The sequence below is a fragment of the Mesorhizobium sp. WSM4822 genome (assembly GCF_055811155.1).
Map to the genome: position 1 here is coordinate 1 of NZ_JBVVQM010000034.1, position 14,813 is coordinate 14,813.

Annotated in this window: 13 protein-coding genes and 6 pseudogenes; 13 read left to right on the forward strand and 6 right to left on the reverse strand. The window is 58.0% G+C overall.

From position 1 onward, the window contains the following. The first annotated feature begins 250 nt into the window (after positions 1-250). A complete protein-coding gene (locus AC0L3E_RS33495) occupies positions 251-922 on the forward strand; it encodes a M20/M25/M40 family metallo-hydrolase (protein WP_473606757.1) in 672 nt (223 codons plus the stop codon). Positions 923-1,277: 355 nt separating this feature from the next. After that, positions 1,278-1,415, forward strand: a pseudogene (locus tag AC0L3E_RS33500) (IS256 family transposase); the annotation flags it as partial. A 28-nt stretch (positions 1,416-1,443) separates the two neighbouring features. Here AC0L3E_RS33500 and AC0L3E_RS33505 read toward each other — a convergent pair. Further along, a pseudogene (locus AC0L3E_RS33505) lies at positions 1,444-1,801 on the reverse strand (IS110 family transposase); the annotation flags it as partial. Positions 1,802-2,720: 919 nt separating this feature from the next. Here AC0L3E_RS33505 and AC0L3E_RS33510 point away from each other — a divergent pair. The 10 genes and pseudogenes from AC0L3E_RS33510 to queC all read left to right on the forward strand — a co-directional run bounded on the left by AC0L3E_RS33510 (position 2,721) and on the right by queC (position 9,275). Continuing rightward, positions 2,721-3,269 (forward strand): hypothetical protein, encoded by a 549-nt coding sequence (locus AC0L3E_RS33510; protein ID WP_473606744.1) that lies wholly within the window; start codon positions 2,721-2,723, stop codon positions 3,267-3,269. A gap of 352 nt (positions 3,270-3,621) precedes the next feature. Next, the gene (locus AC0L3E_RS33515) at positions 3,622-3,801 is read left to right on the forward strand and encodes a hypothetical protein (RefSeq protein WP_473606745.1); all 180 of its coding nucleotides are present in this window, start codon (positions 3,622-3,624) and stop codon (positions 3,799-3,801) included. Continuing rightward, positions 3,798-4,526: an SDR family NAD(P)-dependent oxidoreductase gene (locus tag AC0L3E_RS33520; protein ID WP_473606746.1), complete on the forward strand. Its 729-nt coding sequence runs from the start codon at positions 3,798-3,800 to the stop codon at positions 4,524-4,526. The genes AC0L3E_RS33515 and AC0L3E_RS33520 overlap by 4 nt, the downstream gene beginning before the upstream one ends. A gap of 342 nt (positions 4,527-4,868) precedes the next feature. Next, positions 4,869-5,660 (forward strand): annotated as a pseudogene (locus AC0L3E_RS33525) (ATP-grasp domain-containing protein); the annotation flags it as partial. Between the two features lie 224 nt (positions 5,661-5,884). After that, entirely contained in the window at positions 5,885-6,088 is a 204-nt protein-coding gene (locus AC0L3E_RS33530) for a hypothetical protein (RefSeq protein ID WP_473606747.1), read from the forward strand. A gap of 385 nt (positions 6,089-6,473) precedes the next feature. Next, a pseudogene (locus AC0L3E_RS33535) lies at positions 6,474-6,769 on the forward strand (iron-sulfur cluster assembly accessory protein). Positions 6,770-6,885: 116 nt separating this feature from the next. Next, a complete protein-coding gene (locus AC0L3E_RS33540) occupies positions 6,886-7,356 on the forward strand; it encodes an iron-sulfur cluster assembly scaffold protein (protein WP_473606749.1) in 471 nt (156 codons plus the stop codon). Between the two features lie 151 nt (positions 7,357-7,507). Further along, positions 7,508-8,145 (forward strand): annotated as a pseudogene (gene queE, locus AC0L3E_RS33545) (7-carboxy-7-deazaguanine synthase). Next, a pseudogene (gene queD, locus AC0L3E_RS33550) lies at positions 8,142-8,474 on the forward strand (6-carboxytetrahydropterin synthase QueD); the annotation flags it as partial. The pseudogenes queE and queD, both read left to right, overlap by 4 nt. 24 nt (positions 8,475-8,498) lie before the next feature. After that, positions 8,499-9,275: a 7-cyano-7-deazaguanine synthase QueC gene (queC, locus tag AC0L3E_RS33555; RefSeq protein WP_473606758.1), complete on the forward strand. Its 777-nt coding sequence runs from the start codon at positions 8,499-8,501 to the stop codon at positions 9,273-9,275. A 506-nt stretch (positions 9,276-9,781) separates the two neighbouring features. Here the strand turns inward: queC and AC0L3E_RS33560 are convergent. Further along, the gene (locus tag AC0L3E_RS33560) at positions 9,782-10,141 is read right to left on the reverse strand and encodes a hypothetical protein (RefSeq protein WP_473606750.1); all 360 of its coding nucleotides are present in this window, start codon (positions 10,139-10,141) and stop codon (positions 9,782-9,784) included. Between the two features lie 396 nt (positions 10,142-10,537). Here AC0L3E_RS33560 and AC0L3E_RS33565 point away from each other — a divergent pair, with 396 nt between their 5' ends. Further along, positions 10,538-10,696 (forward strand): hypothetical protein, encoded by a 159-nt coding sequence (locus tag AC0L3E_RS33565; RefSeq protein WP_473606751.1) that lies wholly within the window; start codon positions 10,538-10,540, stop codon positions 10,694-10,696. 284 nt (positions 10,697-10,980) lie between these two features. Here AC0L3E_RS33565 and AC0L3E_RS33570 read toward each other — a convergent pair whose 3' ends face one another. The 4 genes from AC0L3E_RS33570 to AC0L3E_RS33585 all read right to left on the reverse strand — a co-directional run bounded on the left by AC0L3E_RS33570 (position 10,981) and on the right by AC0L3E_RS33585 (position 14,663). Continuing rightward, on the reverse strand, positions 10,981-11,157 hold the full coding sequence (locus AC0L3E_RS33570; RefSeq protein WP_473606760.1) for a hypothetical protein: 177 nt from the start codon (positions 11,155-11,157) through the stop codon (positions 10,981-10,983). 981 nt (positions 11,158-12,138) lie between these two features. Then, complete coding sequence (locus tag AC0L3E_RS33575) at positions 12,139-13,152, reverse strand: 1-aminocyclopropane-1-carboxylate deaminase (RefSeq protein WP_473606759.1); 1,014 nt, start codon at positions 13,150-13,152, stop codon at positions 12,139-12,141. 398 nt (positions 13,153-13,550) lie between these two features. Further along, entirely contained in the window at positions 13,551-14,510 is a 960-nt protein-coding gene (locus tag AC0L3E_RS33580) for a S8/S53 family peptidase (RefSeq protein WP_473606753.1), read from the reverse strand. Then, positions 14,511-14,663 carry a hypothetical protein gene (locus AC0L3E_RS33585; RefSeq protein WP_473606754.1) on the reverse strand — a complete coding sequence of 51 codons (153 nt, stop codon included), beginning with the start codon at positions 14,661-14,663 and terminating at the stop codon, positions 14,511-14,513. It abuts the gene before it with no gap. Positions 14,664-14,813 lie beyond the last annotated feature (150 nt).

The following is a 14,813-nucleotide window of genomic DNA, read 5'->3' on the forward strand; positions in this document are numbered from 1 at the left end:
CGGTAGGAAACTCAACGCCTGCTTGCCGTAACGATAGCCGTAACCTCAGGGACTTCAATAACTATGGAAAATGACCCTCTTAGCCTTGATGAAATCGTCCGTCACGTGAATGCGAAAGCTGCCGACTACTGCGCCTTAAGCGACCGCATCTGGGCAATGCCAGAATTAGCATTTGAGGAGCATCGCTCGGTTGCCGAGCACATCGCCATGCGAGCGCGAAGGTTTTCGTATCACCAAGAATGTCGGCGGCATGAAAACCGCCTTCATCGCCGAGTTCGGCCAAGGCAGCCCCATCATCGGCATCCTCGGCGAATACGATGCACTTCCTGATCTTGCTCAAGTCTCGAAAGCAACTAAACGCAGCTCGACGGACGGTGGACCAGGTTATGGCTGCGGGCACAATCTTCTCGGCGCCGGGTCGGCGCTTGCAGCAGTTGCATTAAAGGATGCGCTCGCAGCTGAACGTATTGAAGGTACAGTGCGCTTTTACGGCTGCCCGGCAGAGGAAGCTGGAGGGGGTAAGACCTTTATGGCTAGAGCCGGCGCCTTTAACGATCTCGATGTCGTCTTCTGCTGGCATCCGGCGGTGGTAAACGAAGTGCTGCCTGGCCGCCCCGTTCACCCACTCGAGGTTCGGCGGCAAGGCAACCCGGCTCTGTGTCCGGACCTTGGCTTCCCCGCGCAGGCTCCCCTCGGGCTGGTCCCTTCCCTCCACGCGTCTCTTCTCCTTCGACGGCTTCACGGGTACTATGAACCAATCCGACTCCCACCTCAGCTCGGACAGCAACTCTGGCAGTGCCTTGCTGCTGTCCCCCGCTGGAGACCAATCCAGCGGACCCGGTCGGGCCTCTCATGTTCCGATGATTACCTTCCATGCGTGATCCGGCCTTCGACCCCGGCGGAGCGGCATCGTCTCGCATAGCGACGACACTCATATTGCCTTCGTGAGTAGGGAACGCACTCGGCCTCCGCGAACATCCACCTTCCGAGACTCATTCCCGCACCCCGCATGGCTCCTGTCTACACTTCAGACCCCGCGTTACTGCGATGCCCCGCAAAACTCGGTCCCGGCTTGCCCGCTACGGCTTTGGCCGGATGGGACTTGCACCCACAAACAGTCATCAGCTTGGCATGACGTGCTCCCCACAGTTGGTGTAGCTCGGCGGTTACGAAGCCGCTCGCGAGCGCGCCGTTAGTCGCGCTGTAGCGAGTGAGCGGCGTGTCGGTGGTCATCGGGCTTTGGTTGTTGACGCCAACCCTATTCGGAAGGACTACCGATGAGCGACGACATGATGAACCTGCGCACGCTCGTGGAGAAGACCGCGGATGCCGATCTCCTGCGCGCGATGATCGGCTTTGCTGCCGAGCGGCTGATGGAAATGGAGGTTGGGGCCGCCACCGGCGCCGCCTATGGCTTAATGCACGCAGCCGAGTGTCTCGTCGTAGATGGCGAGCACCCCAGGACTTCTTACGTGGGAAGGTCCGACTGTGCTTTGGCATGGACGCGCTGACTTGTTGTCGATGCGCCCCGCAAGGTCTCCAGCGGCCCAGCGCGAGCACGCACAACGTCGCGAATCGCTTCGTGAGTCTCGTCAGGACCGACACCGGCGTGAGCTCCCCCGGCTCGCAGGAGTCTGGCTAATGCAACCACGTCGCTACGATTGGTTTTCACCCGCTCACTTGGCTTCCTCGGGACGAGTGAGGGTGCCACCACCGCGCAGGACTGGCCCAGAGCGGTGATGAGCCGATACAGATTGTAACCAATTAGCCCTGCTTGGTAGCAAAAGTGCGCACGACCGTGCTTCGCCACAATTTGCTTCAGCGGCTGACAAAATGTCCGGTTCAAAACAAACACCGGCAAAATGTCGGCTTCACTACATTCGGCGCTCTTGCGTTACAAGGTTGTCATTCGGTCCTGTTAAGCAATTACTGGCGTTCGGCACGCTGGCACGGCCCTTGCTACTCGAATGCAGCAAAACTGATTGCCGGCTGACCGCATCCTAAACCGCATGACCATCGAAACACTCCTTCAGTCGGCCCGGTGCACCGTCTCAGGAATAACTTGCCATAAAGCCGCGCAACTTTGGCACGGTGATGGAGAGCAATATGCTTTTGCAGATGGGGTCGCCGGCTCCTTCGATTAATGCGGGGACTTGGCTGCGTGACGGGCCCATCGCACATTTCCACCCCAGCAAACTTTACCTTGTGGGATTTTCGGCAACTGGGACCGAATCATATGCGGCGGCGATGCGCCACCTGAAGCAGTCGCAGGAAACGTTCAAGGAAAGTGGAGTCGAGATTATCGGAGTGGCAGCTCGTGAACGCGTGGTAATGACGGTTGAGGCGGGAGCTAAGCTGGACGCTATTGAGCCAAAAGTGCTTGAACCCGAATTTCCCGATCGCGCTCAACTATACAGGCGAAATGGAAAGGCCTTGGCCGGATGCCAGCTTTTTCGCCGCAGCTCCGAGCTCGTTTGTGACCGATCCAGATGGCCGTATAGCCTCTATCGGTCACCGGACAGAACTCGATGACCTCTTGCCGAAAGTGCTCAGCGGCAGCTGGCGCCGCGCAAGCTACCAACGCGAACCGGATCGCGGACGGAGAGCTCACAGCGACCGAACTAGCGTTGAACAAGTCAATGAATAAGAGATTTTGGGCCGCAGTGAGGAACCTGGACTGGAATACGGCCCTCTCGGTAGTCCAGGAGGGCACCGCCTTGATGCCCGGCGACATCAATTTCCGCCTGGCTCATGCGCATCTACTGCTTCACAGAAAGAAGGATATGCGGACTGGGTTGCCTGTCGTACGCCAATTGGCGCGCGACGCCATCGAAAGGAAGTCCGAGCATTGGATGCTAGCAGCACTAGACCAACTCTTCGGTCCGGCGCATGATCACTCGCATCTTCCGTCACCTGAGCGTTTCTCGCTCGGCAGCGAGCTGGCAGAGCAGCTACTTGCACTCAATCCACCGCAAGGCGACGGCCACAAGTTCCGGACGTATCCGGCGGTCGCTCGATACTACCACGAGAGCGGCAACCAAGATCGCGCGGTCGAGTTGGTCGAGTTCGCACTGCAGTCGCTGGACAGTCCGAAACCAATGCTGGACGAACTGAAACAGCACCTTCTACCGAATTTGCTGCAGGCTTTAGCAAACTATAAGGGTGAGGAGGTTTGTTATGGCAATCTCTGTGCAGCTCCGCAAACCAACTTCCTGAAGAAGGCGCGCGCGCGCGGCGGGCCGAGGACAAAGCAAAAAAAGGATCGATAGCCGATTGGCTTAATTCTTTATGCCAATGGATCATCGCAATGCTCAACGAACTGGCTCAATTACAGTATGTTTTTAGACAAGGATGTTTTTGCGGATGCCTTCGAAACCCATAAAATAGTACTGGAACCGGACGAAGGCTCAGCACCCTAACGAAGAAAGGTCTTTACCGCAGATGCGTGCATTTCAATTCGAATTGACTAACGGCAACCAACGGGGGCGCCAGCTTGGCCTCGCGCGACGTGCGCATAAACAGATCAGGCCGTCGGCGCGGATTGAGAATCTTGAGGTTAGTATCGCGGATCCCACGCCACAGGCGGTTAGCCATAAGGTGTCCGCGCATTCGGAGGCAGAAATGCCCCTATTCATCTGGCGCTCGCTCAGGGCGATGCCCAAGCCGGTGCTCGCTCCGCCGACCGGACGAAGGGGTCGTCTCGACTATGCGCCAGAAGGTGTTCGGGTCAACCAGGACGGCCGCGTGCGTCTCATGGACGGTGCGGTTAGCGGGGTGAATGGTGAAGGGACACTCGCATGAAGCCTTTTGTCGGGAGAGTCGCCTTGGTGACCGGGGCCAGCAGGGGCATTGGGGCGGCAATCGCCGGTAGGCTTGTTAGCGGCGGAGCCAGAGTCTTTGGGGTTCAGCTTGAAGAGACCGGGGATGTAGAAGCGATCGTCGCGGATCTTTGTGATCCCGGGGTTTCGGACATGGTGATTGACCATGTCGTCCAAAAGGCCGGCCGCCTAGATATCCTCGTCAACAACGCTGGGCGGATGGTTGAGGCAAAGGTAGATGAGACGGGGCTGGACGAGTGGCAACGCACAATGGCGCTCAATCTTGATGCTCCTTTTCTGCTGATCCGTCGCGCCATGCCTCATCTTCGGAGAAGCCGCGGCTCAATTGTTAATATCGGCTCGATAGAGGGATTGGCCTCCAACCCAGGGCATGCCGCCTATTGTGCCTCGAAGGCAGGCCTGCATGGCCTGACGCGTGCCGTGGCGGTCGATGGGGGGCCAGACGGCGTACGCTGCAATGGCGTGGCTCCTGGCTGGATCGATACGGAGCTTAACACCAATTTCGTCGCCGCGTTGCCGAAGCAGGCGCGAGGAAGGCTGGGTACTATTCATCCGTTGGGACGAACTGGTCGCGTTGGGGAGGTCGCGGCTATGGTCGCGTGGATTGCCTCCGACGAAGCTGCATTCGTCACCGGCCAGATCTTTGTCGTGGATGGTGGCCGCACGGCCAAACTAAGTCTTCCTTGAAGGTAAGTAGGAGTCCGACGCGGGTCGGCCTCATTCGCAGCCTGATGATGATCAACGTTCTTTTTGGGGGGCAGTCCCACCTGCGGTTGGCGGATATTGGTGCCTAGTCGGCTGCGACTAACCAAAATGAGAACACTCCGTGGGCGACAAGCGCTCGCTGCACTGGCGTGATCGAGCAAAGGCACGCGGTGTTCGCGTGATTTGGTGAACTATGTTTTTAGCAGCGCCTAAACGTCGGCGGCGCTGAGCCTGTTGCATGCCTCACAGCCAAGTCCGAAATCGGGCGCAGTGCTTGCTTGCGCTCCAGGCCGCCGCATAGCACGCAATATCGGAGTCCGAACCATGGGAAGAAAAGCGCTCATCCTGCTAGAAGGTGATAGGGGCAATGGTCCGCTCTGCATCCAAGCGGCTGAACATCTCGGGTTTCACCCAATTACCTTGGCCGTAGATCCGTCTCGGTACGGATATGTTGCGGCGGGACGCATTGAGGCTATTGGCGTTGATACAGCCAACATCGATGCGCTGATCCGCGAGTGTTACGGGCTGCGCACAAGGTATTACATTGCTGGTATTACTGGATTCGCGAGCGACAAGTTTTTCGCTTCCGCGACAGTCGGTAAGCTGTGCCGGCACTTCGGTCTAGCGGGACCGAACCCTGTTGCGATTGAACAATGCTCCGACAAATTCACTCAACGTCAGCTTCTCTCGGAGGCTGGCGTTTCAGTACCCGCGTATCACATGGCAGCAAACGGGATGGAGGCCGAAAGCTTTGCGAGTGAGATCGGGCTGCCGGTGGTTGTCAAGCCAGCTTTAGGAAGCGGAAGCACCCGCGCTAGATTGTGCAGAAATCTCGAAGAATTAGCAGCACACACAACCAGTCTTTTTGGGGCGAAGCAGACCGCGCGTACTGCTCGTCGCATACTGGTGGAGGATTTCATAAAGGGACCCCAATACCACGTTAACATGATAGGAAACGAATTAATTGGCATTGCCATCGGTGAGTTCTGTCAATGGCCCAGTTTCATCTGCCGCGAGTTGACCTATCCGGCTGTACTGACCGAAAGCGAGGATAAAAAAATATCCGAAATTTCGCTGAATTGCTTGCAGGCACTGGGCCTTGGCTGGGGGCCAACGAACATTGAGCTCCGGCTGACGAACGGTGGTCCAGTTGTGATTGGAGTTAGCCCGCATCTTCCAGCTTCGCCGGCTCCTGAATTAGTTCAGCTGGCTTATGGTGTGGATCTCATCACCGAGCACATCAAACTTGTGACCGGCGCCCAACGCAGTTTGCGGAGAAGCCCTACCGAAACGGCGTCCGCGCGGTTCCTGATTTCTGATCGCGACGGAACGAGGATTGGATGCATGGCGACACTCGGGCGGCTGCTGTCTCAGGCGTGTCGGAGGTCGAGTGGTATATCGAACCTAAGGCGCGGATCGCCAGGAAAGGCGATAGCCGAGACCGCATTGGACATGTCATCGCCGTTTCAGCCAGTCATGTTCAGACCCGGATAATTCTTCAGCAGGCCGCAGATTTAATCAATTGGTCGATCACACCGCCCTAACCTTGGCGAATAAGAACAACCTACGGGGCGTTCTGGTTTTAGTCATAAGAACCTGGAAACCAGTACGGCAACGTAGCGATAGCGCTGGAGAGGGTGAGGGCCGAGCACGCGAGTGGTGTTCGGCACCCACGAGCTGACGACGGCGCCTGCTCGAGAAGGCGCAATCGAAGGGTTGTCGATTGTCCGGTGGTGACGATGGCGCGGCTATTGGAGCGCAGCACCACTAAGAGTTCCCAGCGTTCACTTGATCAAAATTCATATGACCGCAATTGTTGGATGTCAGACCGGGCCAATCCGCTAAACCGTTGTTTTAATGGATTGTTCTCGCTGGCACGTTCTGTGCAGCGTGGCTTCCGAACGCATCAGCAAGAAAGAAAATAGTCCCATGATTACACACACTGAAAACGTCGTCGCCGCCGTCAAGGCCGCGCTTCGCCGACGAACCGGCGGAAGGCTTTCGCATCCTGGTCGAGGCGGGCGCTACGCCGGCCTCAAATACCTGATGGGTCTGGAAAGTGTCTCGCGCGAGGGGATGCCGTCATGGAGACGGACGGGGTCAAGGTTTTCGTGGACGCAAGCTCCCAACCCCATCTCGCCGGCATGACGGCTGACTTTGTCACGGACCTGGAGTCCTCGGGCTTTCTCTTCGACAATCCCAACGCGCGGGACGAATGCGCCTAGGCAAGTCTTCGGCTAGCGGCGATAACGACAAGGATCGGAGCCATGCGGGGTGACACCGGCAACGTCTACGTCATCAGCGACAAGGTGGTTTCATCAACCCGAACAATGTCGGCGCTTTGGACATCCCCAAAGCGCCCGGCAATGTCGGCGCCGTAGCCTATGGCGATGGGCTTAAATTGACCATGGCTTTCGACCGTAAGACGCCGACAATCTCCGCCGTAACCTTCCAGACCTTCGGCCGCGGCTCGAACATAACCGCTTCCTCGCCGCTTGCCGAATTCATCGCCGGCAAGACCATCGTGAAGCCCTTCAGATCACCGATCAGGACATGGCGGATTTTCTCGGCGCCGCCGCCGCACACGACATACTCGTCGCTCGACCGCCTCATCCTGGAACGCGGCTTGCGGCTGATGAGCGAGTTCTTCTGTGCTGTGAGGCAGGCTTTCGAGGAGACGCCAGGATTCTCACGCCTCGTCCTCTCGTCAAGGCATCATCGGCATGAGCGATGTGATCGAGGCGTTTCTCGAGGTGATAGGCTTCAAGGAGCGAGGGGCCCTTCCCCGCAGCCTTGCCCTGCTGAGACCTAATTCTCCATGGAGTTCGGGCGAGTGGGTTTTCGGTAACGACCCTCGAAGGTGGAACGACCTGCAAAACGTGCAGTGGGAGATTTCCCACCTATTGCCGTGTCTCGTAAGCCAGCAGAGATGCTCCCTTGCTCACTCGAAGGCCGGTTAAGCAATGTCATACGCCGTCAAGGAAATTTTCTACACCCTTCAAGGTGAAGGACGAAATGCCGGGCGGGCTGCCATATTTTGTCGTTTCGCCGGCTGTAACCTTTGGTCGGGACGTGAAGGCGACCGGGAAAGCGCATTCTGCGGATTCTGCGACACCGATTTCGTTGGGGTAGATGGCCCCGTTGGCGGACATTTTGCCACCGCACGGGAGCTTGCGTTGGCGGTCGAGCAAGCCTGGCGCGGGTCGGGAACTGGGCAGCGTCTTGTGGTGCTCACCGGAGGGGAACCCCCCTTCTCCAGATCGATGAAGAACTCCTGGAAGCGCTGCATTCCTCGGCGTTTGAAATTGCCGTGGAGACCAACGGTACCATCCCCACACCCGACGGCATCGACTGGCTGTGCGTCAGTCCGAAATGCAATGCACACCTCGTGGTCATGGCAGGGAACGAGCTAAAGCTTGTATATCCTCAGATTGGCGCGGAGCCCGCACATTTCGAAGTTCTCGCGTTTGAGCACCTTTTGCTTCAGCCGATGGATGGGCCCGAGCGCGAAGCGAATACAGCCGCCGCAGTGGCCTATTGTCTTAGCAACCCACGTTGGCGCTTGAGCCTGCAAACCCACAAGCTTCTCGGGATCCCATGAAAATTACGCAAGCTTTCACCTTCGAGGCAGCGCACCGTCTTCCGCGCGTTCCAGACACCCACCGCTGTCACCGCATGCATGGCCACTCATACCGTGTGGAACTGCGTCTGGAAGGGCCCGTCGACCCAAACACGGGCTTTGTCATCGATTTCTTCGATGTCGAGGCTGTGTTCGGACCCCTTCTGCAACGTCTCGACCATCAGTACCTGAACGAGGTTGAGGGTCTCGACAATCCGACAGCGGAAAACATTGCGGTCTGGATCTGGAACCAAACCAAGCCGCTTCTTGGCCAAGTGTGCTCGGTGACAGTCTATGAGACACCGCTGTGCTGGCTGAATACGAGGGTTGACCCAATGCAACGAGATCCGGGAACCGCACTCGTCCTTTTCTCCGGCGGCCAGGATTCGACAACCTGCCTGGCTTGGGCGCTGGAGAACTTCGAGCGCGTCGAGACAATCGGCTTCGACTATGGGCAGCGGCATCGCATCGAGCTCGATGTGCGGCCTTACTTGATCGAGCGCATTCGAACAGACTTTCCGGCCTGGCGTGGTACACTAGGCGAGGACCACATGATTGACATGGCCGTGCTCGGCCAAATCAGTGATACCGCGCTCACGCGCGACGTCGAGATCGCACTGAACGCGAACGGTCTAACAAATACCTTCGTGCCCGGCCGCAACCTTCTGTTCCTCGGATTTGCGGCCGCGATAGCTTACAGGGTGGGCGCGAAACATCTCGTGATCGGCGTGTCCGAGACGGATCGTTTTAGCTACCCGGATTGTCGAGATGACGCAATTAGAGCGATGCAACTTGCCCTGAACCTTGCAATGGAGACGCATTTCGTCATTCACACACCCCTCATGCGGCTCGACAAAGCGCAGACCTGGGCGTTGGCGGATTGGTTGGGCGGCGAGGCGCTAGTGGAGCTCATCTGCGAAGGAAGCCACACCTGCTATAGCGGAAACCGCGAGCATAGACATAGCTTGGGTTTCGGTTGCGGGACCTGCGTCGAGTGTAACCTTCGCGCAGCGGGATGGGAGCAATTCCGATCCTGCAAAGAGGCACCCGTAGCCGCCCATGAAAAACGTGAGCGCGCAGATCCAGGCCGACGGTGGCAATCTGCTCCATAGATCCTTTCCTTCTGTTTGTAATATTCAGCACGACTAGGATAGACGCCTTCGATGCCGTTTCTAAGGGCTGTTCCATACCATCGACCTTGATGATCTTCGCCGTTCGCGTGGCGCTGTTTGGGCAGCACCATTGCAAGCAGGCTGCGGCTGTCCTTGATCCCGGTCGGATTGATCGTGGAGCGTACTGCCAAGAAAAACGAGAGGTTGTGGTTTCCACGAGAGGCGATTGATTGCCGAGCCTGCTCTTATGTGGAGGATCGCCTATGCACGTCCATAACCAGCATCGGCATCATTGAAGCGAGGTATGACGACCTCATCGGCAATCGATGCCGGCGCCTGCGTAAGCCGGCACAGGCGCAGGCGCCTGCGGCGAAGCGATGTTGCGGATATCCTCCCCTGGCCCCGCCTCGGCCCAATCAAAGGATACCTGATAGGCGCCCTTCGATCTGGCAATGCTCGTGCGCTTAGTGAATGGGCGTGCAGCCTTGATGGCGATCGTCACAGCCTCAGTATCGATTTTGACGAAATGGATCTGCTCGACCAACGGAAAACAATCGAGCAGGTAGCTCAGCAAGGTCGATGTCGTGTGCCGTCGAATTCAAAAGACGGCTGCCGTCAAGAAGGATGCGCGCAACGGCATCAAGCGCCGGGGCAAAGCCATCCCTATGCATCAGGATGGCGAAAGTGTTGTTGAGGTCCCGAAAGCGCTGTCCGTTGAGGTCAGCCAGATTGGCGCCTTCGCGTTGCAGCGCGCCGCGCGGCTTCGGATCGCACAGTCGCAGCGCGTGGTGCGATCGGGAAAAAAGGCCGCGGCCGAACAATCTTGCCGATATGGCGTCAGGCGGCGCGGAGATTTCTTGCAACATGTCAGGCCTCTCCTCGAAGGATCCGGAAACGTACGCCTCTTTTGCGCTGACATGCATTGCACTTGGAAGACGTCATTCACGAATTGCATATGAGAGGCGGCTGGTGAACAGGCCAACGATCGCCGATCTGGCGAAAGCCGCGGGCGTAAGTGTTTCCACGGTCAATCGGCTCTTGCACGGAACTGGCAACTGCGACCGCAGACGGCCGACCTCATCTTGAGCGCAGCGCAGCAGATCGGCTTCCGCAGTTCGGGGCCGCTGCACGAACGCAGGCGGACAATCTCCCGCATCGGCACTTGAGCTTTCTCATGTGCAATCGCACCGGCCCGCTCTGTCAGATCTGGGCCGAGGCGCTTCTCGGTTGCGCGACGCACAGACGCGGTTATTGGGCCAGACTTGCTCTTCGAGGAGGACCCTTCCCCCGAATCGATCGCTGCCAATCTGGTCAAGATAGGCGAGAGCGCCGATTCAATCGCGGTGATCTCGGCCGATCACCCGCTCGTCGGCCAGGTGATTGGCGAGTTGCGTGTCAAGGGCGTTCCGGTGATCGCCTAAGTCAGCGACGTGTCCGCTGCCAGCCGGACCGGCTTTGTGGGGACTGACGACTGGAAGGCCGGCCGCACCGCCGCATGGTTTATCAGCCAGACGTCCGGTCGGCCCGGCAAGGTCTTTGCTCTCATCGGAAGCAACCGTATCAGTTCCAAGACATTTCGGATGCGAGCTTTCGCTCCTATCTCGGTAAAAATCGGCTGCAGCACATCGCGCTTAGCGCTCGCCCGGCGGAGCTGGTCTGGGTTGCGAAGCCCGGCGAGCGCGGATCGTCTTGGGCGATCGGGTGATCAGGCGCGGTTCTTGAAGCGCCAGGATTCATGTCCGAATTTGATGATCTCGCAATAATGGGTGAGATAATCGAGCAGTGCGGTCGTTGTCGCGTTGAAGAAGCGACCGCGCTTGCCGTCACGGATGAGCGCGCGGGCGATGGCAATGGCCAGATGTGACTTCCCGTTCCGGGCCACCAAATCAGCACGCCATCGAACAAACGCTATCAGGGGAGATCTCACCCGCCCGCGGCGGCGAAGAAGAGAAGAAAATGATGGAGCCCAAGCTTGATGAAGTGATCGCAGCCTCCCTGAGCAGCGTCGGGAGCGTATCCACTCACTTTTGGAAGAGTCAAAGGACGGACGTCGAGAGCCTCGGCGAGCTGCGCCGTGCGGCCGGGAACTCCAAGCAGAGATTGCCTCGACCCTCAAGATCAAGCAAGCCCCTGTTTCGAAGATCGAGAACCAGGCCGATATGTATTTGTCGACACTTACAGCTACGTAGAGGCGATCGTGGGACAAGTCGACCTCATCGTCGCCTCGCGCGCGCACCTCTCCGTATGCAGCGGCTCAGCTACGTCGTAGCCCTCACGCACGAAGTGCTAGTCTAAAAAGAGCGCCAGGTGGACGAACCCGCCCGAAGGCAACGCGCCGGCTGAACGCGCCGTTTCGGTGAAAATTGCCGAAGGGACGACAGTATCATCGACGCTCGCTACAGGTATGAGCAAGGCCTCGTTGAGCCGGATACCGATCTGCCCGCTGTCACGCTCGCGGCCTCTTCCCTCGCCCATGCTTGGCCCAGGTCACCACTGCGCTGGGGATCCCGTTATGTGCTCGCCGACGACGACCAGATCGAGCAAGCTTGGGCCACAGCCTCCACACCTGATCGAGAAGATGCCTCCGCATCCGCGCGACAGCCGGTGGCTTACAATTTATGAAATTCACGGCGGTCATCGCCGCACCGCAAAATGACAAAGAGTCAAACGGCCACATCTTCTCCCTTCTTATGCGGCTCCACGACACATTGAGCACAGGCAAACACTGCCAAGCATGCCCAGGACCACGACCCCACGTCGTGGCGGCAGTTGACAGCTGCCCGCTTAGGTTTGTAAACGGGCCTCCGGTCAACTTGGCCCAGCGCTGTTACGGCAGGCACAGCACGTGGAGATCTGTCGAGCATCAGCCGTCGCGAAAAGTGTAGCCGTAACCGTTGATCGCCGGCGCGCCTCCGAGATGGGCATAGAGAATGCGCGATCCCTCTGGAAAGAAACCTCTCTGGACGAGGTCGATCATTCCTTGCATCGATTTGCCCTCATAGACGGGATCCGTAATTATGCCCTCGAGCCGAGCGCACAGGCGGATCGCCTCCTTGGTTTCCTGGGATGGAATGCCATAACGCGGATACGCATAGTCTTCGAGCAACACCACGTCGTCCTCGACGAGGTCCGTTCCGAGCTCAACGAGCATCGCTGTATGTTGGGCAATACGAAGCACCTGCGCCTTTGTCTTTGCAGGCGTGGCGGAGGCATCGATACCAATCACGTTGCGCCGTCGACTGTCCTCGGCGAACCCGACTATCATGCCGGCATGCGTTGAACCGGTGACCGTGCAAACGACAATGTAGTCGAAGGCAAACCCCAGCTGCTTCTCTTGCGCACGCACCTCCTCGGCGAACCCGACATAACCAAGGCCGCCGTACTTGTGGACAGAGGCACCAGCAGGTACCCCATAGGGCCTACCGCCCCTTGCCTTGACCTCATCGAGGGCTTTTTCCCAACTACCGCGGATGCCGATGTCGAAGCCCTCGTCGACCAGGCTCACCTCTGCGCCCAAGATGCGGCTCAAGAGAATGTTGCCGACCCGGTCATAGACGACATCGTCATGCGGAACCCAGCTCTCCTGAACCAGAAGACATTTCATTCCGATCTTAGCGGCGACCGCGGCGACCATGCGCGTGTGGTTGGACTGCACGCCGCCGACGGTGACGAGCGTATCGGCATCAGACGCGATCGCGTCGGGAATAATGTATTCGAGCTTGCGCAGCTTGTTCCCGCCGAATGCGAGACCGGAGTTGCAGTCCTCGCGTTTAGCGTAGATCTCCACCTTGCCACCCAGATGCTTGCCGAGCCGGTCGAGCTTCTCGATAGGCGTGGGTCCAAAGGTGAGCGGGTAACGCTCGAATTTTTCCAGCATATTCTCTCCGGCAATGTCGTTCAGCTGAAATAGCCATGCAAAACTCGTTCCATGAGCGTTGCTTGAATTGATCGGCCGCGCTGTCCGACCACCCATCAGAGCCTTGGGGATTTCCAGCGCTTTCCTTGCGATTGAGACGAAGCGATCCACATGTCGGCATGCTGCGATGAGGCGACCATCGCCTCGGAAACGTACGACGACACCCGATCGACATCTGCGTTTTTGCCGGCTTTGCAAGCGCAGCCAGACCGCCAAACCAACAGACTTCGATAAAACGCAATGCCTCTTGTTTGCGATTGGATCGGCACGAACCGCGCGGTTTCTGGGGCAAATTCTGTGAGGCGATTTTTGTGCTCTAACGCCTCACAGAAAGTTTAGCTGCTCAATCGGATACACGTCTACCTGATCGAAACGGGTGCCAGTGCCCTCGAAAGACTGGCCTCCCCGTGACCATAAGTTGCCGCATCGTAATTGATGAGCGTATCGGTCCTGGCCGTATCCAGCAGCTGATTGGTAATCTGTGTTGGAGTTGCGGACGTGAACTTGCTGCCAAGGATAGCGGCATAGCCTGCAACCACAGATGCCGCGACAGACGTTCCGGGTAGGCCAGTCTTGTCGCTCTCGACCCCCACTGTCAGGAAGTGGTTCTGCACTTCCGAATCTGAACCGGCGTAATTCGAATAGGAGGCGAGCTTTGCCTTGCTTTCGGGAATGCCATTGCGCTCTAGCGCACCCACAAAGATTGCCGATTGCTTCCCAATCAGGTCGAGAGCAAGGAAATCAATATCCCCATCGGCAAGGGTATCTACCGCTACGGACCCGTTGCCGGCTGCCTTTGTGAAGACCGCAGCACCCGCCCGAGCCGCATCGACAATTGACTGCTCAAGCCGGTACTCGCTCACTGGTTCGTCAAGGCCATAGCTCAGATTAATGACATTGAGGCCCTGCTTCAGCGTGAGCGGAACTTGTTCCGAATAGTCAAGCTCGGTTATGTTTGCGCCAGGCGCCACCATGCCGGCTGCTTGAGCGACCCACTGCCCATGTTGCCGCCATTGGGACCCATGGCCGAGATCCCCCTCCTGTCCCATGTTACTTGTGAAGTCATCTATGACAGTTACCGACACGCCAGACCCATTATAGCCCGAGGCCCATGCTGCGCCGACGTCCGAGCTCATCCAACAAAAGGTGCCATCGGCATTTTGTGGACAACGCGAGCCGCTGCCCTCCATGGCTGGCCTTGCAGCCACTCCATCGCCGGCGAGCCTGGATTGGAGGTCATCGCAGACACCGGGTGGTGCCGACGTCCATAGGACAAGACTGGCAAGGTACGCCACCGGCAACAATCGCTTTATCTGCATTCAACTCTCCTGTTTGAACTGTTCTTCATCAACAAGACGAAGCATTTCACCATGGCTAGAACGACCTCTGAACCAGAGACCGATGTTCAGCGGATTCAGATGAGCGTTCGCCAGGTATTTCAACGTGTCCGCCAGCCGGAGCAGCGAAGCCACATACGGCAATTCACATCCTGGGCCCCGCGATCCACCCACGTTCGGACGCATGAGGGTAGGGAGGCAGTCTAGGTGTTTAGTCCCGGCATTTGCTGGAGCGGATCAAGCTTGAAGCGTTCTGGCTGCGCAGCCCATGCCTTGCAAATGAAC

Excerpts from the sequence above, each read along its gene's own strand:
- AC0L3E_RS33495 (WP_473606757.1), top strand. The coding sequence starts at position 251 with ATGAAAACCGCCTTCATCGCCGAGTTCGGCCAAGGCAGCCCCATCATC.
- AC0L3E_RS33510 (WP_473606744.1), top strand. The coding sequence starts at position 2,721 with ATGCCCGGCGACATCAATTTCCGCCTGGCTCATGCGCATCTACTGCTT.
- AC0L3E_RS33515 (WP_473606745.1), top strand. The coding sequence starts at position 3,622 with ATGCCCCTATTCATCTGGCGCTCGCTCAGGGCGATGCCCAAGCCGGTG.
- AC0L3E_RS33520 (WP_473606746.1), top strand. The coding sequence starts at position 3,798 with ATGAAGCCTTTTGTCGGGAGAGTCGCCTTGGTGACCGGGGCCAGCAGG.
- AC0L3E_RS33530 (WP_473606747.1), top strand. The coding sequence starts at position 5,885 with ATGCATGGCGACACTCGGGCGGCTGCTGTCTCAGGCGTGTCGGAGGTC.
- queC (WP_473606758.1), top strand. The coding sequence starts at position 8,499 with ATGCAACGAGATCCGGGAACCGCACTCGTCCTTTTCTCCGGCGGCCAG.
- AC0L3E_RS33560 (WP_473606750.1), bottom strand. The coding sequence starts at position 10,141 with ATGTTGCAAGAAATCTCCGCGCCGCCTGACGCCATATCGGCAAGATTG.
- AC0L3E_RS33575 (WP_473606759.1), bottom strand. The coding sequence starts at position 13,152 with ATGCTGGAAAAATTCGAGCGTTACCCGCTCACCTTTGGACCCACGCCT.
- AC0L3E_RS33580 (WP_473606753.1), bottom strand. The coding sequence starts at position 14,510 with ATGCAGATAAAGCGATTGTTGCCGGTGGCGTACCTTGCCAGTCTTGTC.